Consider the following 23,800-nt stretch of genomic DNA (forward strand, 5'->3'; position numbering starts at 1 on the left):
TAGGGTCGCGGGCATGATCGACTACAGCGCTCCCGGGCCGTTGACGAGCCTCCGCGCGGATCAAGTGCGCCTCACCGAGCGGCTGCCGCTCGATGCGCTGGGCATCTGCAAAGCCGTGCAGAGCTTGGTGATCCAGCCGTACGACGCCCCCGCCGCGGGCATCCCCGAGGAGCGGCTCGCCGAGCGCAACCTCCGCTCGGCCGCCGCGCTCGTCGACGCGCTGATCGCGGTGGACCCCAGCTCACTCGAACACCCCCGTACTGCGGAGCGCCGCGTCGTCGGGAGTTGCCGTCACTTCGCGACGCTGGCGACGGCATTACTGCGCCTGCGGGGAATTCCGGCCCGAGCGCGCTGCGGCTTCGGCACCTACTTCGTCCCAGGGAAGAACGTCGACCACTGGATCGTCGAGTACCGATCAGCCGAGTCGGACCGGTGGGTGCGGGTCGACGTGGAGCACCTGGATCGGGACTGGCCGGCCACCCTCGACGACCTGCAGCCGGGGGAGTTCCTGACCGGCGGCGAGGCCTGGCAGTGGTACCGGACGGGTGCCGTCTCCGGTGACCTCTTCGGCGTCCTCGGGTTCGACCATGCCTGGGGAGCGGGAGAGATCCGGGCCAACGCGATCCGCGACCTGGCCGCACTCAACAAACTCGAGTTCCTGCCCTGGGACGAATGGAGCCGGATGGAAGAGTCCTTCGAGAACAAGGCCGTGCCCGAGTTCGACAGCCTGATCGACGAGATCGCCACCACCGACAACCCCGAAGCCCTCTACCGAACCCCCGCCCTGACCGCCCCGGCCCACCTGATCAACTAGCCGCACTGACCAGAACTCGGCCCGTCCAGGCATTCGGTGCAACCGGCCGAAGTGGCGGCGGGTGGCGCGGGTTCCTACGATGAGCCGATGAATCCTGGCTCGCTCGTCGCCGATCGGTATCGCCTGGAAGAGGAACTCGGCCAAGGTGGGATGGGGACTGTCTGGCGCGCGACGGACCTGGAGTTGGGTCGCGAGGTGTCGCTGAAGCGAGCGATCGCAGGGAGCGCCGGGCAGATCCGCCGTGAGGCCAGAGTGGGTGCCGGGGTGCTGCACCCCAACGTGGTGGCGGTCTTCGACACCGTCGTCGACGGTGGCGAGCAGTGGCTCGTGACGGAGTACGTGCAGGCGATGAGCCTGGACCGGATCATCGAAGCCGGCGGTCCGCTCCCGGAGGCACGGGTGCTCACCATCGGCGCCCAGCTGGTGTCGGCTCTGGTGGCGATTCACGAGCGTGGCATCGTGCATCGCGATATCAAACCGGCCAACGTCCTGGTCACCGACGACGATGTCGTCAAGCTCACCGATCTCGGGATCGCCCGCTGGACAGAGGTCACGCAGACCGGCGGAGCTCAGCTGACGGGCACGCTCGGCTATGTCGCACCTGAGGTCGCGAACGGCGCGGAAGCAACCGCGGCCTCCGACGTGTTCTCGCTCGGCGCCACTCTCTACGCGGCCGTCGAGGGCCGCTCGCCCTGGGGCGATGGCGCCGACGGGCCGTTCTCCCAGATCCAGCGCGCGGCGAAGGGTTCGCCCATCCCCTACCAGCACGCACGGCAGCTCGCGCCGCTCCTCGATGCCCTGATGGAGCCGGACCGGGCGAACCGCCCCTCGGCAGCGCAGGCCGCCGGGCTGATCCAGGGACGCGATCTCCCGCGCCGATCCTGGAAGCGGCGCCTCCGACCGGTACGACGGGGGACGGTCCTGACGGCGGTCGCCGCAGTCGTGGTGGTGGGCGCCGTACTGCTGGCCTGGCTTCTGCCTCGCGGCACGACACCGCAGGCGTCAACGACGAATCCCATCGGGCTCGGGTCCGATCCAACGGCAGCCGACCCCTGCGCGGTGATTCCCACGGACGCGCTCCGCGAGTTCGGGGAGGCCTTCGTCGACCCTGAGGTGAGGAACTTCGCCAGCTGCGTGATCTCGAGCACCCTCAAGGACGGCAGCGGCCAGGTGCAGTCCGCCGTCGAGTTCACCGGCCCGGAAGAGTATCCGTCGCGTCCGGTGGCGCCCGGCACGATGGGCGAGATCGAACGGCCTGACGAGAAGGAAGCACGGTGCGACCGCGCCGTCACCCTGCCCGACACCAACCGTCTCACCATCACGACGTTCCGCATCAAGAACGCGCAGCAGGCGCGACTCTGCCCGTTCGCGGAGTCGCTGATGCAGGATGCGTTGGCGGTCTTGTCGAAGGGCCCGCCGGCGCGACGAGCGGAACTGCCGGCGAACTCGCTGGACAAGGTCGACGCCTGCACGCTGGTCGACGCCACCGAGGCCGGTCAGGCCCTCGGCAAACCCAGCGATCCGCCGGCTCCGGACTTCGGCCACTGGGGATGTACCTGGGACGCAGGGGCGAGCGAGCTCAGTGCGAAGTTCACTCGCGAGTGGCCGATCGAAGGTGATCCGGAGTGGGGTGGCAAGGTCATCAAGGTCGGCAACCGGAACGCGCGCCTGATCCCCGACTCCGACAACGACGCCTCCTGTACTGCGATGGTTGTTCACCGGCTCTACACCCCGAGGCTGCCGGTCCTGGATGGCACGGAGGAGACGCGCGAAGAGGTGGTCTCCGTCGAGGTGGTCGATACCACAGCTCCGGACCCGGCCACTGTCTGTGCTAGAACACGGGCAGCTGCCGAGGCCGTCGTACGACGACTTCCGGACGTCCGCTGACCATGGAGCAGATCCCCGGCAGAGCGAAGTTCAACCAGTTCCGAAGCCTTCGGCACGCCCCTGACGAACCGCCACCGGGCACCTTGAGCGTTCTCACGGTCAGCGAGAATCTTGTCGTGCCTCCCGCGCCCGACGCCGAGATCAGCTTCGGGCGAAATCGGCCGGCCGTCGACTTGTGCATCGGCGAGAACGACGTCCGGATCAGCCGGGTGCACGGCACCATCACCTACCAGCACGGGCGTTGGTGGCTGCGCAATCACGGCCGGCTTCCGATCCGGGTGTCGAACGCCGTACTGCTCCATACCGGCAGCGATCCGCTCCCACTGGCCGTCGGCTACACGACGCTCTTCCTGCGCGGAAACCGCCACCGTGAGCATCTTCTGGAGGTACTGGTCTCGGACGGCGACGGCCGGGCTTCACAACCTCGGCCGAGCCAGTTGACAGTGCCGCCGAAGCGCTGGCGGTTGACCCCTGAAGAACACCTCACGCTGACAGTTCTTGCCCAGCGCTACCTCGCCTACGATCTGCAGCCCTTGCCGCTGACCAGGCAACAGGCCGCGGCAGAGCTCGCCGCTCTGCGGCCCCAGGAGACCTGGACCGCGAAGCGGGTCGAACACATCGTCTCGCGCCTGCGGCAACGACTCTCCGACGCCGGCGTCGCCGGTTTGCGCCGCGACGAGGTCGGCGAACCGGTCGGTCTGACGCTGACGGTCAATCTCATCTGGGAACTCGTGCAGTCCACCACCATCGTCCCGATGGACCTGGAGTGGCTCGAGTTGGCCGCGGACAATCCCGGTGCCGAGCTTCCCCCGGCCTGAGCCGGCCCGCCCGGACGTCAGGTCAGCCATTCCAGCAACCAGCCTCGGTCGGCGGCCTTCACCCCGGCCTGGAACCGGCTGCGCGCACCGAGCCGGTTCATCAACTGTGCCACCATCCGACGGACGGTCCGCACGGAGACCCCCAACTGCGCCGCGGCCTGCTCGTCGGTGCACCCCAGTGTCATCAACCGCAGTACCTCCTGCTCCCGCCAGGACAGTTCGGCCGCCATGACGACGTCGGTGCCGCCGAACGGCACAGCATCAGGCCAAACCCGCTCGAAGAAGCCTGTCGCGGCGGCAACGACGCTGTTCAGCCGAAGCACAGCCACACTGCTGTCGGCACTGTCCGCAGGGAGCACGGCAGTCCTGCCATCGATGACGAGCGCGTTCATCATCACCACCGGAGTCGTCCGGACCGCAACACCGGCCATCGCCAGCGCGCCGAGGCGACGGGACGACGCCGGAGCGGTCCGTGCGGTGTCCGGGAAGAGCGCGCGGTACCGAACGCCGGGACGGACATCGCGCGGCCCGAACGACGCCCCGGTCGGTGTCAGCGTGCTGATCGCGATCACCTCCTCGCGGGCATCGGCCAGCAACGCGGCAACCCCACCCCGCGCGGGTGCCTGGTGCGAACCGGTCGGCTGGGTCAGCGTCGTGACGGTCATGATGGTCGTACCCCCAAGAGGTGAGCGGTCCGAACTTTGTACAGCCAAACCCCTGGGACCGGTCCCCAAACTCCGCCACAGGCCAAGTGGGTACGCGGCCGATGGCAGATCCGAGCTTCGCCTCGGCGTCACGCCGCGGCTCGCGTTAGGCGAATGCGGCCGGGGGATCGCCTGCGGTCAGGAGCGGTCCAGATCACCGACGGCGGTAGCAACGGCTTCGGCGGAGTCGACCTCGCCCCGGGAGTTCAGTGCCGCGATGACCCCGTCGACATCGGCCCTGGATCGGTTCTGGCTGAGCTTGGCTTTCGCCTCGATCCGGCTGATCACCAGTTCGATCCCGACGATCGCGCGGAGCTGTCCCTCGACGAACTTCGCGGGCGCATCGTCCACCGACCACTGCTCCTCGAAGCCGGCCTCGTGCTTGGTGGTCAGGCGCCTCACCAGACTGTCCAGCCAGGCCGGATCGTCGTGGATCACCAGGTTCCCGTAGACGTGGGCGGTCACGTAGTTCCACGTCGGCACCACCCGGCCGTGCTCCCGCTTGGACGCATAGGCCGACGGCGAGATGTAGGCGTCCGGACCACTCACGATCACGAGCGCTTCGCCGAGCACAGGCGTCTTCCATTGCTCGTTGTTGCGGGCCAGATGTCCCAGCAGCGCTCCCGATTCGGCGTCGTACACGAACGGCAGAAAGGTCGCGAGCAACCCGTTCGGCGTACTGGTCACCAGGTTCGCCGCGCCATGATTCAGCAGCAACTCCTGCACAACTGCATCGTCTGCGGCGAAATGCTTGGGAACATACATATCGCCAATTGTCGCTCAGCTCAGCGCCGTGCAAGGGGGTGTTCACCGATTGGTTCGCTGTTCGCGGTCGCTCTCGCCACCAGGCGGTCATTAGGCTCGAAGTCATGGTGTCGTCGTTTCTGCCAGAGTCTTCGAGGTCGACCGAGGGCGTGACAGGGCGAGGAGAGCCGACTCTGCTGTGGCACACGTTCCCGCTGGGCTTACTGGGCGCAGATCAGAGCGGTGCCGACCGGAGGTGTCGCAGGTCCTTGCGGGAGTTGATCGACTGGCTGCCGCACGTTGCCTCCCTCGGTGCCGATGGGCTACTGCTGGGGCCGGTGTTCGGGTCTGTCTCGCATGGCTACGACACGGTGAGCCATCGGGTGATCGACGATCGTCTCGGCACGGTGGCGGACCTCGATGCGCTGGTCGGCGCGGCGTCGGCCGGTGGCATCAGCGTTGTGCTGGACGGTGCTTTCGCCTATGCCTCGCGGTCTTTCTGGCGACTGACCGATCCCGCCGAGGTCGGCGACCCGTGGTTCCTCCGGGACCGCCGAGGCGAGCTGGTGCCGTGGCGGGTCGACTCACTGGTGACGCCGGACTACGAGTCGTCCGGCTACCAGGACTACGTCGCGGACGTCTTGTCGTACTGGCTTGATCGCGGCGTCGCGGGTTGGCGGCTCGACTCGGCGTGGTCGGTCCCGGCGGACTTCTGGCGCAGGGTGCTCGCCCGGGTTCGCAAGACCCACCCGACCGCCTGGTTTCTCGGGCAGTTCTTCGACGACGACCTTCCACCGGTGGTCAACCGCACGACCGTGTCCAGCACGACCGAGTACGCGCTGATGCACGGCATCCGCGAGTGGCTCTCGGGTGGGGCCGCCGACGGTATGGTGACGACCTTGCGGCTGCATCGCCACAACTGCTACTCGCGCAGTACGCCGCACACATTCCTCGGTAACCATGACTTCGCCCGCCTCGCCGACACTGTTCCCGCTCCGCTGCTTCCGGCGGCCTTCTGTCTCCTGCTCACGTTGCCCGGGATCCCTGCCATCTACTACGGCGACGAGTTCGCAACGACCTCGACCTGGGCTGAAGGCGGCCCCGACAGTGCGCTTCGCCCCGCGATGTCTCCGGGTGACCTGAACCAGCTCGGCGACGGCTCACAATCCCTGCTCACGTCCGTTCGGGCGCTGGCTTCATTCCGGCGCGCGAACACCTGGCTGACCTCAGCCACCCTGGACGACATCAGCTGGTCGGCGGGTGCGCTCTCGTACCTGGTGACCGGCGATGGCGCCTCGATCCGGGTACACATCAACCCCACCAGCGGGGCCGTCCAACTCCACCCGGGCGATGCACGGACACCCGCCGCCGGCTACAACCACAACACACCGCGGCCGCCGACCGGGCAGGCATAGCGGGCGGCGAGATCCCGCCCGCAGCCCGCAGTCAGACTGTGTTGATGACGACCCTGGGACATCCCATCCGGAGTGCCCCCGATACTGACCGCCCTGCCTTTGGCGGGGCCGCCGAAGCCGTTGAATCGGGACGGAATGAAGGAGGCGACTGATGAGTGAAGTGTTCTACTCGGATGCGAGGTTGTACGACCTGATGTTCCCGGGTGGCGGGCCCGCAGTCGACTTCTACCGGGCTGACGTCAATCGGCATGGCGGGCGGGTCTTGGAGCTCGGGTGCGGCACCGGGCACAAGCTGATTCCCATCGCGTCCGACGGGCATCCGTGTGTGGGCATGGACTTGTCGTCAGACATGCTGGTTGAGGCTCAGCGTAAAGCGAACGAGCGCGGTGTCGCGGTCGAATGGATGCAGGGCGACATGCGCGCCTTCGATCTGGGCCGCACCTTCGACTTCGTGTTCATCACCGCCAATTCTCTGCTGCATCTGCAGGAGGCCGACGATCTGGTGAGATGCTTCCAGTCGGTTCGAAGACACCTGGCACCTGGCGCACGGTTCGTGTTCGACGTGTTCAACCCGAGCGTGCGCCTACTCGCCGAAGCCGATGGCGTGCGCCGTACCCGGGAGTCGTTGTCGTTCCTGGATCCAGACCGCGGCAACGTCACCGTCGACGTCGCCGAGACCTACGATGCGCCCGCGCAAGTAACCCGCGGCACGTGGTACCTCTCGACTGACTCCGAGCCCGACTTCGTCGTCGCACCGCTCGAAATCAGAAGCATCTTCCCGCAGGAACTCCCGCTCCTCCTCTCACTCGCCGGCCTCCGCCTCGTCGACCGCTTCGGCAACTGGTCCGCTCAACCCTTCACCACTAATTCGCCCCTCCAACTCTGCATCTGCGAGTCCGCCTGATGGGGATGCTGCTACTCGGTGGTGTCGTGCTGGTGGGCGCACTGGTGCAGTGGCTGACGGGGATGGGGTTCGCGCTGGTCTCGGTGCCGGCGCTGGTGATCGTGCTGGGGCCGGTGGACGGGGTGACGTTTGCGAACTGTGCCGCCGGTGCCGTGTGTCTCCTGGGGTTGTCGCAGGGATGGCGGCGGGTGCGGTTGCGGGCGATGGCACCGCTGCTTGTCGCCGCTGCCTGTACTGCGCCGGTCGGTGCGTGGTTCTCCCGGGCGCTTCCTGGGCCGGTGTTGCTCGTGGTGATGGGCGGTCTGGTGACGGTGACGGCGGCGCTGCTGATAAGCGGGTTGCGGGTACCGGCGCTCAGGGGGCTCGCAGGCGCCCTGACGGCCGGCGCGACCGGCGGGTTCATGAACACGGCGGCCGGGCTGGGCGGTCCGCCGGTCTCCCTGTACGCCGTCAACGCGAACTGGACGATCCGCGAATTCGTGCCGAACGCGTTGTTCTACGGCGCGGTCGTCAACGTCTTCTCACTCCTCACCCGCGGCGTCCCTCCACTCGCGGACCGCGAGTGGGTGGCGGCCGGTCTGGGTCTGATGGCCGGCGCGGGCCTCGGAGCGCTGCTGGCCGGCCGGATCCCCGACCGGACAGCTCGTTCCCTGGTACTGCTGCTCGCCATCGCCGGGGGTATAGCCACCGGACTGAAAGGGTTGTTCGCACTGTAGGAGCAGTTGCGAACCAATTGACCTCGAGGGCCTAGGTCGTCGAGCGGGCGGTGGCTTTGGTGATGACGTCGGCGACGACCCGGTCCGCGACGGTCCTGAGTTTGGTGTTGCTGTCCTGGGAGATCCGGACCAGGAACGCGAACGCGCGGTCGGGGTCGATCGTGTAGCGCTCCATCACGATGCCGACCGCCTGACCGATCACGTTCCGGCTGGCCAGCGCCTGGTTCATGGTTTCTTCGTGCCTGGCCCAGCCCATCGCGATCGCGACCAGCCCGGCGAACATCGCACCCAGGGCGCGGGTTTCGCTGTCGAGACTGTGCGGCTCGTCGGCGTACAGGTTCAACGCTCCCCGGGCGTGCGGCTCGGCCCGGAACTGGAACGCGATCTGCGCACCGAATCCCAGCGCGGTAGCTCCCGGCCCGTACTGCGGCCAGCGCGGGTCGGTGGCCAGATCGGCCGACTCGACGACCGGCTCCGACAGCGCCGCTTCCAGACACGGGCCCTCACCCAGCTTGTACTGGAGCTGATCCGCCAGTACTACGCGCTCGTCCGTCGGCGCCAACGTCTCGATCCGGCCGTCGCGTGTCGTGACCGACAAACTCGCCTGGGTGATGCCCGGGACGGTGTCCAGCACACAGGCCAGGACATGGTCGAGCGTCTTGTCCAAACCCAGCGGACCCGCCAGCGTGGCAGCGACCTCGGTCATCACCGCAGCCAGATCATCGGACGTATCCAGCGTCATCCACCCACTCCTCACAACGGCAATCACGGCTCACCCTCAGGTGTCCGGGCAGGCAAAACTCCCCCACCCACCGAGAGTATCCAACATACGAGCCCCACCGTTACCGAAACCTATGCACCAGTTCCAGTTCCGTACTCCCCGACACCACAGCGAAGGCCCGGACCTGTCGGTCCGGGCCTTCTTCGTAGCGCGGGCGAGCGGTTTGATCACAACATGTACAGATCGCTCTTCCAGGTGTGCCATCCGGTCGGCACGGCCCAGTTGATTGCACCGCTCGCGGGTAGCCAGGCGTTGGCCTGTCCTGCCGCATCAGGATCGAGCAAGCAGTTTCCCCTGTAGTTGTAATTCGGGTAAACAGTTCCGTTGCCGGTGAGATAGCAGCGCCAGTTGTACCAGCCGGCGCGCAGGGACACGTTTCTGGCACGCCCCACACCGTCAATCGTGACGTGCCAGGCGTAGGTTGCCGCAGCCAGATAGATTCGGCGAGGTCCGCTCGCGGGAACCATTACCGTGCCGGTGACAGGCGTGCTGCCGGTGAGGTAGATCTCCCGGGAGATGGTAGCGGGCGCCGCCGCTGGTGCGGGCGCACCGGATGCCGGTGCGGCGCTCACCAATCCTGCTGCCAGCAGGCCAAGTGCCAGGACCGCCGCAAATCGTACCTTCAATTTCATGTGATTTCCCCTTGTCCGGAATGAAAGCTCACGGCCGCATCGGCTTCGTACCGACTCGGTATCGCGATGCTCGATGAATCCAGCGTGCTCGCGACCGCTTTCAATCGACTTTCAATCTGCTGGCACGAAAAAGCGCCCAGCGGCCCAGTCAGCTCACTTGAAGCGGGTGGAGTTGACCGCGTGCCGCTGGCTCTCGGGGATCCTCGGTGTCCCGGGCTCGCGGCGGATGCGCCGATCGCGAAGCAGCGTGGCCAGACCGCGCTCGGCATCGGTGAGCCGGTACACGGCAGCCTGGGCCATCGGCATCGCCAACTCCGCGGCAGATCAGGGCCACAAACTCCACGTCACCCCCTCACCACCAAGTTCGAAGTCGAACTCCCCAACCTGGTAGCGCCCGACGCCAACTGAACCAACCGGCCCGGCGGCGTACGACAACTGTTGTACGCCGCCGCCGATCTCAGCGGGGGTGGAACGTCAGTTGACGGTCGCCTTGACCTTGTCCCCGTGCAGAGCCAGCCAGGCCTCGAAGGACTGGAGGTCGGGGTTGAGGGAGCGGACGAGGCCGAGGTCGCGGTCGCCGGTGAAGCGCGTGGAGTCTTCGGCGTAGTACTGGAACATGTTGGCTGGCCCGGCACTCCGAGCGCCGAGGGATCCTGGCGAGGGACTGGAGAGAAACTGGCGTCTTCGCAGGTCAGAGGCCAAGTTCCGGTGTCGGCGCAGGGATCGGCTCGACAGGCGCTCCGAGGCGCGTTGGGAGCGTCTGCTTCGTCACTGCTTCGTCGGACGCGACCGCGAATACTGAACGAAGTCGCGAATCAATGGCCTTCCGTGCGCGTTGATGCGAGGAGGGCAGCATATGAGTGTAGAGGCGGAGGGTGTAGCCAGGGTCCCCGTGCCCGAGGTAGGTGGCGAGTTCTCGAATGTTCACGCCGTCCGCGAGCGTTACGCTGGCGTAGTAGTGCCGCAGCGCATGCATGCCGTCCTCGCGACTGGCAAGAAACTCGAGCGCCCCTCGTGCACTGCGGATGGGCGGCGGGATGACTTCCGCCACCACGAGTGCAGGTTTCCAGACTCTTTCGTTGTAGCCGCGAGCCCGGATATGGAGACCGTCGCGCCACCTGAACAGCAGTCGTGCAGCGATCAGGTCTCCGCCAGCCTTCTCCCACGGCAGAGCAAGTGGTTGGGGTTTGGTGGCCTCGATGTGCTGCCGTAGTACCTCAGCCGCTCCATCGGACATCGGGACTGTTCGCTCTCGGTCGTTCTTCGGAAGGGCGAAGATGTACTTGCTGCCCAGCCTCTTGACCTGGCGCCTGACATGGATCTCCATCGCGTCGAAGTCGATGTCCTCCTCGGCAAGGCCGAAGAGTTCGCCCTGTCGTAGGCCGGCGGCCGCGCCGACAACGGGAATAGCCCGATACTCCGGCGGGTGAGCTTCCACAACCCGTAGCACCGTGTCGTCGCCCCAGGCGACGATTCGTCCGCTCTTGATCACGGGCACCTTGACCGTCTTCGCCTTGGCAGGGTTCCGCTTGATCCTGCCGTCTTCTACAGCAAGATCCAGGCTCCCGTGAAGGACGATGAACGCAGTGCGAGCCGTCGGCGCGCCGATACGTTTCTCCAAGTCCACGAGCCAGGCGGCAATCTCGGACGGTTTGATACTGCTGAGTTGCCGCGGCCCAAACACCGGCCGAACGTGTAGCCGTAGCGCAGCTTCGTACAGGATCGCCGTTGACGGGTCCACATTGCGGGACTTCAGCCAACTCTCGAGGACCTCGCCAAATCGAACACGCCCAGCCTGCGGGTCGGCATATTCACCGCGGGCGACGTCCGTTTCCATCTCGGACGCATACTTGTCCGCCCGAGCCTTGCTGCTGAACGCCCTCGACTTCTCTTTGCCGGAGGGGTCGAGCCACATCGCGAGCCACCGTTTCCCGCGCCCCCACCGCTTCTCATTCCTCACCCGCTCGACGGTGCCGTCCGGCCGTCTGACGGCCTTGGTCCACTGGTCCCTCACATACGCCACACCGGCCTCCGGATCCGGTTGACAACATCAACTCGGGTTCAACGGCTGAGGTGTGGCGACTTTGGACGGTCGGGGAGCTGGCCTCGATGACAGCTACATTGGGGTTGACTCGGTTCGACGGACGGGGTTGGTGTGAGGTTGGTTGGCGTTATTTGTTCGAGGGGTGGCGTGGGTTGATTCGTAGGTGGCGGGGCTGAGGTCTCCGAGGGTGGAGTGGCGTCGGCGGGTGTTGTGCCAGCTTTCGATGTAGTCGAAGAGCGCGCTGGTGGCGGCCTTGCGGGTGAGCCTGGCCCGGCGGTGGATGAGTTCGGTCTTGACGGTGGCTCGGCGACCGGGTTGTCCCAGCACTGCCCCTTGCGTCCGACCGACAAGGTGACGCCCAGATCCCTTGCCAGGTTGGCGTATTGGGCCGACGTGTATTGGCAGCCTCTGTCGGAGTGGAACACCACTCCGGGGCACGGGCCGGCGCCGGTTGACTGCGGCGGTGAGCGCGTCCGTGACGTCGGCGATCAGGTCGGTGTTGCAGGTGGTCAGCGGTGGCCCAGCCCACCACCCGGCGCGAGGCCAGGTCGATACACCGTGGCCGGTAGGGCCAGCCTTGCCAGGTGTGGGTGTAGGTGATGTCGCCGCTCCAGCGGCGGTCCAGCGCCGCGGGCCGGCCGGGGCGGATAGCGAAGTCGCGGCCGATCAGACCAGGTCTGGTGTTCGTGCCCGGGTCGGCGATAGTGGTCGTCTTCCATCGTCGCGGGACCCGGCCGTGGCGGTCGGCGTCCCGCGACGGCCGGGCCACCCGTTTGCGGGAACACCGCTCACCTTGGGCCCGGAGCTCGCGGTGAACCCGCAAAGAGCCGTAGGTCGGGCGGGACTCGTCGGGGAGCTCGATGATCTTTCCGGTCAGGACGGCGTCGCGCTGCACACGGCCAGACGGTCGCCCGGCGCGGTCGGCGTAGTGGCCGCACGGGAGACCTGCAGCAACTCACACGCACACTTCACACTGTGGTCGCCTTGCTCTTCCGCCTCGATGAACGGGTAACAGTTCACCGAGTCTACTTCGCAAAAGGCCGTGGCCCGCTTGAGGATCTCGACATCCTCACGCAGCCTGCGAGCCTCCCGCCGCAACTGGCTAAGCTCTTCCTCGTGGTCAACCCGCCGTCACCGGTACCGGCATCGCGCTCAGCCTGCTTCAGCCACTCCCGCACCGCGGTCTCGGTCAGATCAAAGTCCCTCGCGACCTGACCCCCGACCGATCACCGCGCTGGCACAGCTCGACGATCTCGGCCATGAACTCAGGCGTGAACCAACGACCAGACCGCGGCTCCTTCGTGCCCATAGACTCCATGATGAACATCCTTCCGGAGCACAAGCCCCCTGATCTCGGATATCCGTCAAACGGGTCGGGCCCAAATGTGCAGGCGACTTGTATGCGCTACCGCCCATTTGTGGCGACGCGCTATCGGATCATGCCGACCTAGACTCGATACGAGGTAGTCGACTCGTTGGGTGCGGGCGCTGACATGGTGCTGACATCCGCTTCGGAGTCTCATGCGGGCCTGCTGGTCACGGCGACATCCCCTGATCCAAGGATCGCAACGCGCAAACTGGAACTTCGAGACCGCTGATTTGCGTCCCACATCTACTACCGCTGATTGACGCTTGGCAAAACTGGTTGTGACCTGCGTGCTTGCGAGGCGAGGAGTGACAGCGCCGTTGGTCGTCATTGATCGCTGAAAATGGTGCGTTAAGTGGTGCGCTGTCTGGCTCAATGGACTCACTCTCCCCTGTCGCTGCGACTCTTCCATGCGGGCTGTGGATAAGGCGAGTCCCGCGATAACTACATTCCGTAACGGCTTCTTGGATCGGATCGCCCGAGATACACCGTTCTCTTGACAGACCCGACGACGGCCAGCGTGGCCTGTAAGTGGGCCTCAGCCTGGGTGGCCGCAGATCAATTCGGAGGACTGGATGTGATGTCGCAGGACATGGGTGACGGTTCTGTGTCAGGACATCGGTGACAGTGGATGTGTCAGGACATCGGTGACGGTTCAGGGTCTTGGCGTGGGCCGCGGGGGCGGCCGTTGCCGACGTAGGTGACTCCGGCTGCGGGTCTGGTGTGTTCGATGAGGATCTCGCCGTCGAGGTCGGCGACGGTGATCTTGTCGCCGGCGGTGATGACGAGGACCTGCTGGAAGCCTCGTCGGCCGTCGACCATGTACTGGACCTTGTTCAGCATGAAGACGCCGTTGGCGGCGAGTTTCTTGACGAACGTGCCGTCGGGCAGGTCTGTGGGCACTCGTGTCCGGGTGGGTCGGGGTGGGCTGGCGGGGCGGCGGAATAGGTCGCGGGTGGGGTGAGGTGCCTCGGTCTTGGCGGTGGCCTGCCAGGCGGTCAGGGGTGTGACGCGGCCGGGCAGTCCTTGGTGGGGGCGTTGGGTGTTGTAGATGTGGTCGAAGGTGTCGACCTGGGTCTGCAGCTGGGCCAGGTCGGTGGCCAGGGGCTGTTTGTCGAGGTAGCGGAACAGGGTTTGGTGGAAGCGTTCGTTCTTGCCCTGGGTGGTGGGTTTGTAGGGTTTGCCGGTGATCGGCTCGACGCCCAGGGCCATCAGGTGGACGACGAGTTGGCCCAGGAGTCCACGCCGTGACGGGTTGAGCGCGGTCCCGTTGTCGGACAGCAGCCGCTGGGGCACGCCGTGGGCGGTCACGGCCTTGTCGAACACAACGATCGCGGCTTCGGCGGTTTCGCTCCACGCGACGTGGGAGGCGACCGCGTAGCGGGAGTGGTCGTCGATGAGCTGGAAGATCACGCATCTGCGGCCGCGGGTGAGTACGTATTCGGTGGCGTCGAGTTGCCAGCAGGCGTTCGGGGCCGGATAGACGAACCGGCGCCACGCCGCTCTCGGTTTCTTCTTCGGTTCCCGCCGTGCCACGCCGGCGTCGCGGAAGATCCGGGCCAGCGACGCGATCGATGGCACCACCTCCAGGCCGATTGCGTGCATCTTGTCGTGCACGCTGATCGGGCCGCAGTCCAGCCCGGACTGCTCGAGTGCAGCCCGGACCCCGATCGCTTTGGCGCTTGACCTCGTCGGTCAGCTTCGACGGGCTCGACTTCGGTCGCCGCGACCTGGGTTCCAACGCCGCCGCGGGCCCGTCGGTGAGGCGGCGCCGCCGGATCTCGTAGAACGTCTTGCGCGAGATGCCGTGCTCGGCACAAAAGGTCGTCACCGCCCCCACGAGGCGCATCAACCGGCCACTGCGTGATCGCGAGACGGACACGAGGATCGATGGGTTCATTGGCAGCCACCGCCCGAGCCTCGGGGCGGAAGTGTCACCACCAAGAACCCTTGGAGTGTTACCGATGTCCTGATGCAGAACCGTCACCCATGTCCTGCGACATAACAATTCGGAGGACTGGATCGCACGTGAAATCTATCTGCGCAACCTCGGGGGCGGCGAAGCGTGTCTCACGGCGTGGCTGCTTAGGCCGGTGGACGGTAAGGCGTACACGTGACCGTCGGCCGACACCTATACCAGTTGACCCCCCGGCGAGAGTGTGGCCACCGACTCCCACCGTCTATGGCGCCGCAACTACCGCTCGTCCCCGCTGAGGATCAGCGACCGTCGGCGACACTCCAGTTTGGGTGCCTCGACGAATATCTTCTGGGACCGGTGTCCAACCGACACTCCGAAGTCCCCACCCCGAACACGAAGACCTCAGCAATCTGCCGCAACCCCAACCGACGCGCCATCCCGCCAACCTACCCAGCCGAGCTTGCAGAGGATCTCACGCGCCTGCTGAGCGCCTTGAAGAACCATCGCGGGTCAGCGGTTCGTACAGCCCTTTGAACGGGTGAACCAAAGACGCCGCGAGGCAATCATCAGGAGGCATGACCAGTGTTCAAGAAGAAGCTGCGCAGAGCGATCGCTATCGGCGGAATGTTCGCAGTCGCCGCCGTCGGCACGGCGACTACGGTGCCTGCGTCCGCGGCCGGAACCGCGGTGGATTCGACCACGACCAGCATGCTCGTCCTTCGTCACAGTGGCAAGGCGATAACGGTCAGCGACTGGTGGAAGTCGAACCCGGTGAACGTCGAACAGCAGACCTATCAGGGATGGGGTACCCAGAAGTTCAAGCACCGCTACTTCGCCGATGGTCATTTCAGTTTGGTTGACACCAGTTGGTGGCAGGGCTGTCTGGACGTGGAAAACGACTCCGGCTCGGACGGCGCGAGAATCATCTCGAAGGCGTGCGATGGGACGCCGAGCCAGAAGTGGGACTACACTCCCAACCCGGACAATCTGAACTACGTCTACCTTCGCAACGTCAACAGCGGCCTGTACGTGACCCTGGTGACCGGTTCCGTGAGCAACGGGACCAAATTCGTCCAGCGGGTGAAGAATGGGTACACCATCCAGCAGTTCAGCAAGACACAGCTCTGATTCGCCGAGCCGCAGCGCAGACCTCCGAGCCGGGTCGGCTCGGAGGTCCTGTCTGAGCTTGGCGGAGCTCCAGTTTCAGCTCGACTGGGTAGCAATTGCCGCGCCTGGTGGTTGAATTGATGCACATTGGTATGTCTGGTCGGGAGCGCGGCTCACCCATGCTCTCGGCTCGAATGGTCAGTTCTGTCCGAAGTCTCAATGGACCTTCGCCGCTGTTCAACCTCAGCAATTGCAGTAAGGAAGTCGGCGGTTGTGTACCAGTTGCACACGCAACCCTCCGCATCGCCCGATAGCTGCCGACCCCCGGTGCGGTGCGTTAATGTTCGAGTTCACTGGTAGGCCATGTTGGTGTCGATATTCGTGATTGGTCGCCGATGCATGCTGGTGCCGTCGGACCATCGCAGTGCGAGCTAGACGCGTGGACGTCCAGAGAAAGTATTGCGAGATCCGGCGGCTACCGAGCCATGCGGACTGTCGACAGGACGGAGCGCCACCGAGTGCCGAACTGTGAGGCAATGGCATTCGGGGCCACCGCTCGATCGTGCGGCCTCAATCGACGCCAGTTACTACGGCAAACGACGTCAGACTTCGCGATCAGGGTCGCGTCCTTTCCGAGACCTGGCTCTTGGTGAATCACGACCGCTCGAAGACGGGCACCCGGCTGACGTAACGCACTATCCCACACGGCGAGCTCGGTAGCTCTGCCGAGGAACTGGGCGGGCGGGCGGTTGCCTGAGCGACCACAACCTCCTCTGATCCGGCGCGGACCGCTAGGCGGACGGCGCTCGCTCCTTACCCAATACGTGACGTGACCGGATCTGCTGCGCATACTGGCGGGATCTGCCGGCGGCGTTCGGCCCGTAGCATCTGGAGGCGGTCCTGCCCGGTTCAATGCTGATGGCACCCGGGACCGGGATCTGCGCGGTTGCTTAGCCGAGGCCGACGCCCCTGGTCGAGGTGGACCGGGACGTGTCGGTGGACTCCACGATCAACCGTGCGCATCAGCACGCAACCAATGTGGCCTTGGGACTCGGTGGCACGGGGAGATCGAACTACAAGAATCCGCGGGGTGAACCGCCTGTTCATGCGAGCGGCGGTCGCGCGGCGACCTGGGCACCAAAGATCCACCCCGCCAGCGACGGCAAGGGCTGGCCGCCGGCCATCCTCGTCTGCCCCGACCAAGGCCGCGACTCGGCGATACTTGCCTACCTGTTCGCCGTGCCAGGCCAGGCCTCGGGTCGGGCAGGGCGCACCCGGCCCGACCGCGTCCTGGGCGACAAGGCGTACTCAGTACGCGCGAATCGCGCCCTGCTGCGGGCTGGTGGGGAGCATCGTGGCCGTCTCCGAACCCGCGGACTAACAATCCCCGCAAAACGGCGCGACCGCCGCGGCGGTAGACCAGTCAGCTTCGACACCGACACCTACAAAGGCCGCAACACCCTCGAGTGCGGCTTCAACCGCCTCAAATACTGACGCGGTACCGCCACCCGCCACGAGAGGTACACCCGCACCTACCGCGGAGGAGCCGTTCGCTGCGCAATCGTCATCTGGCTACGCCAATTAGGGGATACGCCCTAGTGTCGCGGGTTTGAAGTTGGATTACGGCTGATCTTTGTCAGGATGGTGTTGGCGGTTTGGTCCAGGTGAAGGGTTTGGCTCGGTCGTTGTAGGAGTCGATGAAGTCTCGGATGGCGTCGGGGAAGTCGGCGACGGAGGTGAAGGTGCCGCGGCGGACGGCTTGGCGGGTGATGATGCCGAAGAAGATCTGGACCATGTTCAGCCAGGAGCAGTTGCTGAGGGTGAACTGCAGGATGATCCGTGGGTTCTTGGCCAGCCAGACCTTCACGTGGGGGTGCGTGGCTAGTTGTCGCAGATGACGTGCAGTCTCACGCGGGGGTGGGTTGCTGTGCCGTGGTAGCAGGCGTCGGCGCTTATCTTGCCGGTGGCGACCTCGAAGGCTGCGAACAGTGTGGTGGTGCCGTGGCGGCTGTAGTCGTGGGTCTGCCGGGCCGGCAGGTCGGGGCGTAGCGGCAGCCCGAGCGGGTGCGGTCCAGGGCCTGGATTTGGGATTCTTCGTCGATCGAGACCACGACGGCGTTGGCCGGCGGGTTCAGGTAGAGGCCGACGACGTCACGGATCTTGGGTTCCTGTTCGGGGTCGGGCGGAGAACTTGAACGTCTCGATCCGGTGCGGCTGAATGTTCCACTTCCGCCAGATCCTGACCACGGCGGCGAACGAGATACCCGACCGGGCGGCCAGTGACCGCGACGACGAGTGCGTCACGCCCAGCTCGGCCGGCGGTTTCCCTTTGTGCGCCAGGGTTTCGGCCAGCACCTCGACCTCATCGATCTCGCGAGCACGTCCCGGCCGCGGCAGATCTCCCAGACCATCGATCCCGGCCTCGGCGTAGCGATTGCGCCACTTCACCACCGTCGGCCGCGACGACGACGTCCGCTACGATCTCGGTGTTGGGCACTCCGTCAGCCGCCAGCACGATCCTGGCCCGCTGCACCACACCGGCCGGCGCCGTCGACGCACGCGTAACCGCCTCCAACCGCGCACGATCACCTCTCGAAGCCGCGACGCCCGGGCCACATAGATGACCCCGATTCTCACTGCACCGGGCTAACGACGACCCAACCATCACTGCGACCCGCAACAGACCCGGCCCTGGAACCGGCGTTCCCGGCCCTGGAACCGGCGTCCACCCGAGACGACACCCGGGTCCTTGTCCTACCCGACAGCAAGAATCAACCCCGACCGCCGGCCATCAAGCCACCGCTGTCCACCACGAACGTCGCAGTCACGAGAGATTCGGGCTAGGTGGACGGTGTCACTCATAGGAGTCCCTTCAGGCTGACCAGTCACTGGAGGTACGGCGAGAGAGCGCGTGTTGGTTCTACGCTCGCGACGATCGCGCTCCGGAGTCCCAAAGTGCGTCCGCCGCCCACGAACAAGGATCACCTAGGACCGGGAGACGGCCCCACGACTTGCGTGGTCTTGATTCAGCATCCGACGTGCAGACTGACAGGCTCTGAGAACCGAAGGTTGCATCCGGTGCGTACTGGCGGATAGCGAGCACCAGTACACGTTCGATTCTGGCATCGCAGAAGCCGGGCGAGCGAGCCACGCTGCTGGCCGGCGCGGTGTAGACGACGACCATCAATTCGGGCGTCCTTGATGTCGGGCGGCATTCCGAACGGCGTGAAAATAGGGAGAGGCTTGTGACGGACGCACTGTCCCGGCCGGCCAGCCGCCACCTGGCGAGAGAACCCGAGTACCACCCAGCAAAGGACTCGATGGCGTACGAGCAGGGTCGTCCTGAGCTCTCGACTCCGTTGGACGCTGTCGCACCGGTAGGACTCGCACTGCGGCGCCGTCCGCTGGAGCCCATCGGCGAGGACTTGCGTGAGATGCTGGTGGTCGTCGCCAACTACGTCTCCGACGTTGTTGATGGCTTGCCGACGCAGTCTGTGGGCGATTGCGAAGGGGTAGAGGATCTGTTGGCAGATCCAGTGATACGCCGCATGCCCCCGGAGCGTGGGCGACCACTTCATGAGTTGCTAGCGGTGATTGACCGGGCTGCAGGCAAGGGTATCAATACCGCGCACGGCGGCCTTTTCGGGTTCGTGCCGGGCGGCGGGCTCGTGAGTGCTGGGATCGCGGACCTGATCGCGGACGTGCTCAATCGCTATACCGGCCAGGCTACGCCTGCGCCCGGTCTGGTCGCCCTTGAGACCGACGTGTTGAGATGGCTGGCTGACCTGTTCCACCTGCCGGCTGGCGCAGCTGGCATTCTGACAACCGGTACATCAATGGCAACGTTGTCGGCCATGATCACGGCCCGATCCAGCCTGTTGCCTGGAGACTTCCTCAGTGGCGCGATCTATGTGACAGAGCAGACTCACGATCATGTTGCAAAAGCCGCACAGCTGCTGGGATTCGCTCCACAAGCGGTCCGCATCGTCGGTGTTGACCGACGACTTCGGATGGACCCCGCGGCTCTGCATGAAACTATCGTCGCCGATAGAGCAGCCGGTTTCCTGCCGTTCTTCGTCGTAGCCAGCGCAGGCACGACGAACACCGGCACAGTGGATCCGATTCCAGCCATCGCTGATGTCGCCGCTGCCGAGGGACTCTGGATGCACGTTGACGCAGCATATGGCGGCTTCTTTCAGCTCACTAAGCGAGGCAGACGGCAACTGCGTGGGATCGAGCGCGCTGACTCGATGGCACTCGACCCGCACAAAGGACTCTTCTTGCCCTTCGGAACAGGCTGTCTGCTGGTTCGCAACGGCAGGTTGCTCCGCGAGGCGCACAGCACCCGCAGCCCAGATTACCTACAAGACCTTCGCGGCAGTACATTGCCGGACTTCGGCGACTACGGTCCTGAGCTCAGCCGGGATTTCCGAGGCCTCAGAGTCTGGCTGCCGCTGCATCTTCACGGAGTCGCCGCTTTTAGGGACGCCTTGGACGAAAAGCTCGACCTTGCCCGCATGGCCTACGAAGAACTGGCGGTCGTCCCACAGCTCGTCATGGTTGGCCCACCAGACCTTTCGATCTTCGGCTTCCACCTGCGCTCGGACACCATCGACGCCAACCTTGATGACGAGAACAAGGGAACGGCGGAGCTGTTGCGGCGCGTCAACGCCGAGGGCAAGATCCTCTTTTCGAGCACCCGCCTTTCTGGACGAATGATCGTCCGGATGTGTGTGTTGCACCACCGTACGGATCTGGCAAGGGTCTCAGAAGCAGTCGCGGCCATTCGACAGCACGCCGGCGATTTGCGTCCAATCTGAAGCAGGTTCGTCCCCCATGCTTGCAAGGAAGACCCGTATTGCCGAAGAGCAGCAGGAGCGCCAGCATGTCCATTGACGAATTGACAACGATGCGTTCGGCAGACGACAGCGATCACGACAGACTCGTACAGTTGCTGACTACTGCATTTTCAGAACTTCCCCCCACCCGGTGGCTTATCCCAGACACGAATGCACGACATCGGCTCCTGCCCGGTTATGTCGATATCTGGGTAGAACATGGCCTCGCTAATGGCACAGTCGAGGTGGCTACCGGAGCGGCTGGCGGACTGGTTGGAATGGCAATCTGGTTGGCCGAGCCTGGCCCTGAACCATTCAGCTACGAGCAGCGCCTAGCCAACGCCGTTGGACAGAAACACCTGCCGAAGTTCAGAGCCTTCGATGCGGCGATGGCCGACGTACACCCCGAACAAGGGCACCTCTACCTGGCTTTCATCGCCGTCATGCCCGCGTGCCAAGGTCGTGGCTACGGTGCCTCACTGCTGAACCGTCGGCACGCCGAACTCGACCCAGCCATGACTCCCGCCTACTTGGTCGCCGCCTCGGTCGCCTCTAGACGCCTGTACTTGCGGCACGGCTACCGCGATTGTGGCCATCCGATCACTCTCCCGAGCGGTCCATCAATGCTGCCGATGTGGCGTCTTCCAGCTGCAACGGCCGAGGAGGCTTCGCCTCTTCCTGATCCCTCATCTCCCGACTGATGACCTTGCCTGACCGGCCTGCGAACGGCCTCGGAACCGCCAGAACATCTGGCCGGTGGCCAGGTCGAGTGTGGCGAAACATATGCCGCACGCCGCCGAATCAGTTGAATCGCGCCCAGCCTGGCTGGGGCGCCTGGCGGGGAACCATCCGCGGCCCGGACCGCAGGTTGACACTGCGGCCAGCTTGTCGACGTAGCCACCCGCGCATCGACAGGGTGGATGGTCGTACAGGTCGAGGACGCGAGCCATCTTCTGGGTGAAGTCCGGTCCTTACCACCTGGCACCAGCCACGTAGAGGATCTGGCGCACCGACTCGACTCTGATCGCAATGTGCTTGTGCTTGGCCAGCATCGACAGGCTCCGCGCCGTGAATGGCCGGCCCAGCTGCTGCGGCGGGGTCTTGGTGACCCCGACAGACCGTCTCACGAGCCGGGGGCCGAACCTACGTCCGCGGCGCCGCGCCCATGAAACGGTGGTGGCAGCACGCGGAGACGCACCAGTCAGGGTCGTGCTGGCGGCATCCTCGCAGAGGGAATTGCTGGCCGAGGCGGATCGCTGGATCACCTCGGGCGATGACCTCACCCTGGCCGCTCCCAAGGCGGACGGCAGCGGCGCGACCTTTGCGTCGCCGGTGCGACGTCCGGGGTGCGCCGAAGCTGGCAGGCGAATCCGCGGTGCCGGTCACGGTCGAGTACGACTCGTAGCAGCACGCGACCTACGATCGCCAGAACGACACCCTGCTCCACTATGCGAGTGGTTGGTACGGGTGCTCACCCGGGTTCGCCGTCCACGAAAACTCCACCGGGCTGGACGCGACAGACCCCATAGGTACCACCCGGGATGAATCACAACGAGGTCCTGCTTCAGCTACGAACGGACTGATGCTGGCAGGAGCTGCGCGAGTTCCCGCTTGGTACCACGAGGCTGCGCGGTACCAAGCGGCAGTCATGGAGAGCCAATCGCCTTGGTCCAGACAGTGAGAGATGCCCCCTAGTACTACAGCCGTAGATCGTGATCGTGTTCCTGTCGAGCAGGTAGTACATCGCGAACGGGTGTAGGCCGCCTGGATACATCCAGGCGGCCCCAGACTAAGGCGTCGGCATGGAGAGCTGGTAGCGCTCGATGACGTCCGCAAACCATTCGGGGTCCGCGATTGGGACCTCGTAGCGGTTCGCGAGCTCGACGATCTTCGTCATCTCTGCTTCGCCGCGCTCGGTCAGGTCGACGACCGTCCGGAAGAGCTCTTCGAGTCCGGCCGGCGAGATGATCTCGATCATGCGCGCCGGCGTCGGTCCGGCGTTCCACATCGCGTGGACCTCGCCGCGCGGCTTTACGATGTATCCGCCCGGACCGAGCACGATCTCCTTGTCCTCGGACCGGAAGCCGATCTCGCCCTCGAGCACGATGGAGATCTCGTCCTCGCGGTGGTGGACGTGGGGTGGGACGAGTCCGCCGACCTCGAAGGGGTGTTCGACGACGGCGAGGGCCCCACCGGAGTCGGCACCGTCGATCTTGAAGATCACCCCGACGCCGGGCATCAATCCGCCGCGCCGACCTTCACTGGGCTGGACAATCTTGACGGTCGTGGCCGCTGTAGTCTCTGCACTCATGCCGCACCTCCATTTGGCTGACACCTGCGTACAATGAAGCAGCAGCTGAAGCGCCCTGTCAAGATTGGCTAACATATGTGTTCAGCGAACATAGTGTCGCCACGCCCATACCGGAAAACGAAGCGTGCGCTCACCGAAGCCGAGACCCGGCAACGAATCGTTGAAGCGACGGTCGAGCTCCACGAAACGCTCGGCCCCGCGAAGACGACCATCAAGGCCATCGCCGAGCGCGCGGGCGTGCAGCGCGCCACGGTGTACAACCACTTCCCCGATCTCCATGTGCTCTTCGAGGCGTGCAACGCCCACTACTACGAGCGGCATCCCATGCCCGACCCAACGTCGTGGGTCGGCATCGCCTCACCCAACGAGCGCTTTCGCGTCGCGGTGCGCGAACTGTATCGGTGGTACGAGGAAACGGAGGCGATGCTCTCGGCAGGCATCCGCGATATCGATGCTGTCCCGCCGGCGGCCCGCGAGGCGTTCTTCGGCTACTTCCGCCACGTCGCTCGTTCACTGATGACGGGACGCCGCGAGCGAGGTCGTGTGCGCGTGCGCACGGCGGCAGCCGTCGGCCACGCGATCTCGTTCGTGACATGGCACTCGCTCGTCCGGGAGGGATCGCTCACGAGCGAAGAGGCTGCCGATCTCATGGAGGCAATGGTCGGCGCGGCGGCGGGATGACGGCTTCGTGTGAGCGAGCGTCGTGACGATGGGCACAAGCACGGCTTCTGAGAACTGCCCTGGCCCATGCAATGCGCCTGGGCCGCCTAGTACTACAGCCGGTGGATCGTTGCCTCGGCT

Annotated in this window: 22 protein-coding genes and 3 pseudogenes; 11 read left to right on the forward strand and 14 right to left on the reverse strand. The window is 65.4% G+C overall.

Annotated elements, in window-relative coordinates:
- Window positions 1-13: 13 nt before the first annotated feature.
- The 3 genes from ACQPYM_RS08765 (at window position 14) to ACQPYM_RS08775 (ending at window position 3,519) form a co-directional block, all read left to right on the forward strand.
- Window positions 14-814 carry a transglutaminase-like domain-containing protein gene (locus ACQPYM_RS08765; RefSeq protein WP_433017635.1) on the forward strand — a complete coding sequence of 267 codons (801 nt, stop codon included), beginning with the start codon at window positions 14-16 and terminating at the stop codon, window positions 812-814.
- Window positions 815-901: 87 nt separating this feature from the next.
- Entirely contained in the window at window positions 902-2,701 is a 1,800-nt protein-coding gene (locus ACQPYM_RS08770; protein ID WP_433017638.1) for a serine/threonine-protein kinase, read from the forward strand.
- 116 nt (window positions 2,702-2,817) lie between these two features.
- Entirely contained in the window at window positions 2,818-3,519 is a 702-nt protein-coding gene (locus tag ACQPYM_RS08775; RefSeq protein WP_433017640.1) for an FHA domain-containing protein, read from the forward strand.
- A 17-nt stretch (window positions 3,520-3,536) separates the two neighbouring features.
- Here ACQPYM_RS08775 and ACQPYM_RS08780 read toward each other — a convergent pair whose 3' ends face one another.
- Together ACQPYM_RS08780 and ACQPYM_RS08785 are read right to left on the reverse strand one after the other, a co-directional pair.
- The gene (locus ACQPYM_RS08780) at window positions 3,537-4,184 is read right to left on the reverse strand and encodes a LuxR C-terminal-related transcriptional regulator (RefSeq protein ID WP_433017644.1); all 648 of its coding nucleotides are present in this window, start codon (window positions 4,182-4,184) and stop codon (window positions 3,537-3,539) included.
- A gap of 177 nt (window positions 4,185-4,361) precedes the next feature.
- Window positions 4,362-4,988, reverse strand: coding sequence for an FMN-binding negative transcriptional regulator (locus ACQPYM_RS08785; protein ID WP_433017647.1), 627 nt, complete (start codon window positions 4,986-4,988; stop codon window positions 4,362-4,364).
- A 248-nt stretch (window positions 4,989-5,236) separates the two neighbouring features.
- Between ACQPYM_RS08785 and ACQPYM_RS08790 the strand changes: the two genes are divergently transcribed.
- From ACQPYM_RS08790 to ACQPYM_RS08800, 3 genes are all read left to right on the forward strand, one after another.
- Entirely contained in the window at window positions 5,237-6,382 is a 1,146-nt protein-coding gene (locus ACQPYM_RS08790; protein ID WP_433017650.1) for an alpha-amylase family glycosyl hydrolase, read from the forward strand.
- A gap of 181 nt (window positions 6,383-6,563) precedes the next feature.
- Window positions 6,564-7,286, forward strand: a complete 723-nt coding sequence (locus ACQPYM_RS08795; RefSeq protein WP_433017653.1) for a class I SAM-dependent methyltransferase — start codon at window positions 6,564-6,566, stop codon at window positions 7,284-7,286.
- The gene (locus ACQPYM_RS08800; RefSeq protein ID WP_433017656.1) at window positions 7,286-8,002 is read left to right on the forward strand and encodes a TSUP family transporter; all 717 of its coding nucleotides are present in this window, start codon (window positions 7,286-7,288) and stop codon (window positions 8,000-8,002) included. Before ACQPYM_RS08795 ends, ACQPYM_RS08800 begins: the two co-directional genes overlap by 1 nt.
- Window positions 8,003-8,033: 31 nt before the next feature.
- Here the strand turns inward: ACQPYM_RS08800 and ACQPYM_RS08805 are convergent, their stop codons facing one another.
- The 10 genes and pseudogenes from ACQPYM_RS08805 to ACQPYM_RS08850 all read right to left on the reverse strand — a co-directional run.
- Window positions 8,034-8,744 (reverse strand): GAF and ANTAR domain-containing protein, encoded by a 711-nt coding sequence (locus ACQPYM_RS08805; RefSeq protein ID WP_433017659.1) that lies wholly within the window; start codon window positions 8,742-8,744, stop codon window positions 8,034-8,036.
- Window positions 8,745-8,950: 206 nt separating this feature from the next.
- Window positions 8,951-9,415, reverse strand: coding sequence for a hypothetical protein (locus tag ACQPYM_RS08810; protein ID WP_433017662.1), 465 nt, complete (start codon window positions 9,413-9,415; stop codon window positions 8,951-8,953).
- 153 nt (window positions 9,416-9,568) lie between these two features.
- Window positions 9,569-9,721 (reverse strand): hypothetical protein, encoded by a 153-nt coding sequence (locus tag ACQPYM_RS08815; protein ID WP_433017665.1) that lies wholly within the window; start codon window positions 9,719-9,721, stop codon window positions 9,569-9,571.
- Between the two features lie 168 nt (window positions 9,722-9,889).
- Window positions 9,890-10,033, reverse strand: a complete 144-nt coding sequence (locus ACQPYM_RS08820; protein ID WP_433017668.1) for a hypothetical protein — start codon at window positions 10,031-10,033, stop codon at window positions 9,890-9,892.
- 73 nt (window positions 10,034-10,106) lie between these two features.
- Window positions 10,107-11,438 carry a tyrosine-type recombinase/integrase gene (locus tag ACQPYM_RS08825; RefSeq protein WP_433017671.1) on the reverse strand — a complete coding sequence of 444 codons (1,332 nt, stop codon included), beginning with the start codon at window positions 11,436-11,438 and terminating at the stop codon, window positions 10,107-10,109.
- Window positions 11,439-11,531: 93 nt separating this feature from the next.
- On the reverse strand, window positions 11,532-11,897 hold the full coding sequence (locus tag ACQPYM_RS08830; protein WP_433017674.1) for an IS3 family transposase: 366 nt from the start codon (window positions 11,895-11,897) through the stop codon (window positions 11,532-11,534).
- Between the two features lie 343 nt (window positions 11,898-12,240).
- Window positions 12,241-12,354: pseudogene (locus ACQPYM_RS08835) on the reverse strand (IS3 family transposase); the annotation flags it as partial.
- Window positions 12,333-12,479 (reverse strand): hypothetical protein, encoded by a 147-nt coding sequence (locus ACQPYM_RS08840; RefSeq protein WP_433017677.1) that lies wholly within the window; start codon window positions 12,477-12,479, stop codon window positions 12,333-12,335. The pseudogene ACQPYM_RS08835 and the gene ACQPYM_RS08840, both read right to left, overlap by 22 nt.
- Window positions 12,480-13,461: 982 nt before the next feature.
- On the reverse strand, window positions 13,462-14,430 hold the full coding sequence (locus tag ACQPYM_RS08845; RefSeq protein ID WP_433017680.1) for an integrase core domain-containing protein: 969 nt from the start codon (window positions 14,428-14,430) through the stop codon (window positions 13,462-13,464).
- Window positions 14,431-14,587: 157 nt separating this feature from the next.
- Window positions 14,588-14,725: pseudogene (locus tag ACQPYM_RS08850) on the reverse strand (hypothetical protein); the annotation flags it as partial.
- 600 nt (window positions 14,726-15,325) lie between these two features.
- Here ACQPYM_RS08850 and ACQPYM_RS08855 point away from each other — a divergent pair.
- Together ACQPYM_RS08855 and ACQPYM_RS08860 are read left to right on the forward strand one after the other, a co-directional pair.
- On the forward strand, window positions 15,326-15,871 hold the full coding sequence (locus ACQPYM_RS08855; protein WP_433017683.1) for an RICIN domain-containing protein: 546 nt from the start codon (window positions 15,326-15,328) through the stop codon (window positions 15,869-15,871).
- 969 nt (window positions 15,872-16,840) lie between these two features.
- Window positions 16,841-17,344 carry a hypothetical protein gene (locus ACQPYM_RS08860; RefSeq protein ID WP_433017690.1) on the forward strand — a complete coding sequence of 168 codons (504 nt, stop codon included), beginning with the start codon at window positions 16,841-16,843 and terminating at the stop codon, window positions 17,342-17,344.
- A gap of 101 nt (window positions 17,345-17,445) precedes the next feature.
- On the opposite strand, the pseudogene ACQPYM_RS08865 reads toward ACQPYM_RS08860, so the two are convergent.
- Window positions 17,446-18,515 (reverse strand): annotated as a pseudogene (locus ACQPYM_RS08865) (IS630 family transposase).
- 580 nt (window positions 18,516-19,095) lie between these two features.
- On the opposite strand from ACQPYM_RS08865, the gene ACQPYM_RS08870 reads away from it, so the two are divergent.
- Both ACQPYM_RS08870 and ACQPYM_RS08875 read left to right on the forward strand, forming a co-directional pair.
- Window positions 19,096-20,670: a pyridoxal phosphate-dependent decarboxylase family protein gene (locus ACQPYM_RS08870; RefSeq protein WP_433017693.1), complete on the forward strand. Its 1,575-nt coding sequence runs from the start codon at window positions 19,096-19,098 to the stop codon at window positions 20,668-20,670.
- Window positions 20,671-20,735: 65 nt separating this feature from the next.
- Window positions 20,736-21,389, forward strand: a complete 654-nt coding sequence (locus ACQPYM_RS08875) for a GNAT family N-acetyltransferase (protein WP_433017696.1) — start codon at window positions 20,736-20,738, stop codon at window positions 21,387-21,389.
- 1,088 nt (window positions 21,390-22,477) lie between these two features.
- On the opposite strand, the gene ACQPYM_RS08880 is transcribed toward ACQPYM_RS08875, so the two are convergent.
- Window positions 22,478-22,999 carry a cupin domain-containing protein gene (locus ACQPYM_RS08880; protein WP_433017699.1) on the reverse strand — a complete coding sequence of 174 codons (522 nt, stop codon included), beginning with the start codon at window positions 22,997-22,999 and terminating at the stop codon, window positions 22,478-22,480.
- 75 nt (window positions 23,000-23,074) lie between these two features.
- Here ACQPYM_RS08880 and ACQPYM_RS08885 point away from each other — a divergent pair, with 75 nt between their 5' ends.
- A complete protein-coding gene (locus ACQPYM_RS08885; protein ID WP_433017702.1) occupies window positions 23,075-23,680 on the forward strand; it encodes a TetR/AcrR family transcriptional regulator in 606 nt (201 codons plus the stop codon).
- Window positions 23,681-23,800: the final 120 nt, after the last annotated feature.

Origin of the sequence: Kribbella sp. CA-294648, assembly GCF_050943845.1 — a bacterium.
GTDB lineage: Bacteria > Actinomycetota > Actinomycetes > Propionibacteriales > Kribbellaceae > Kribbella.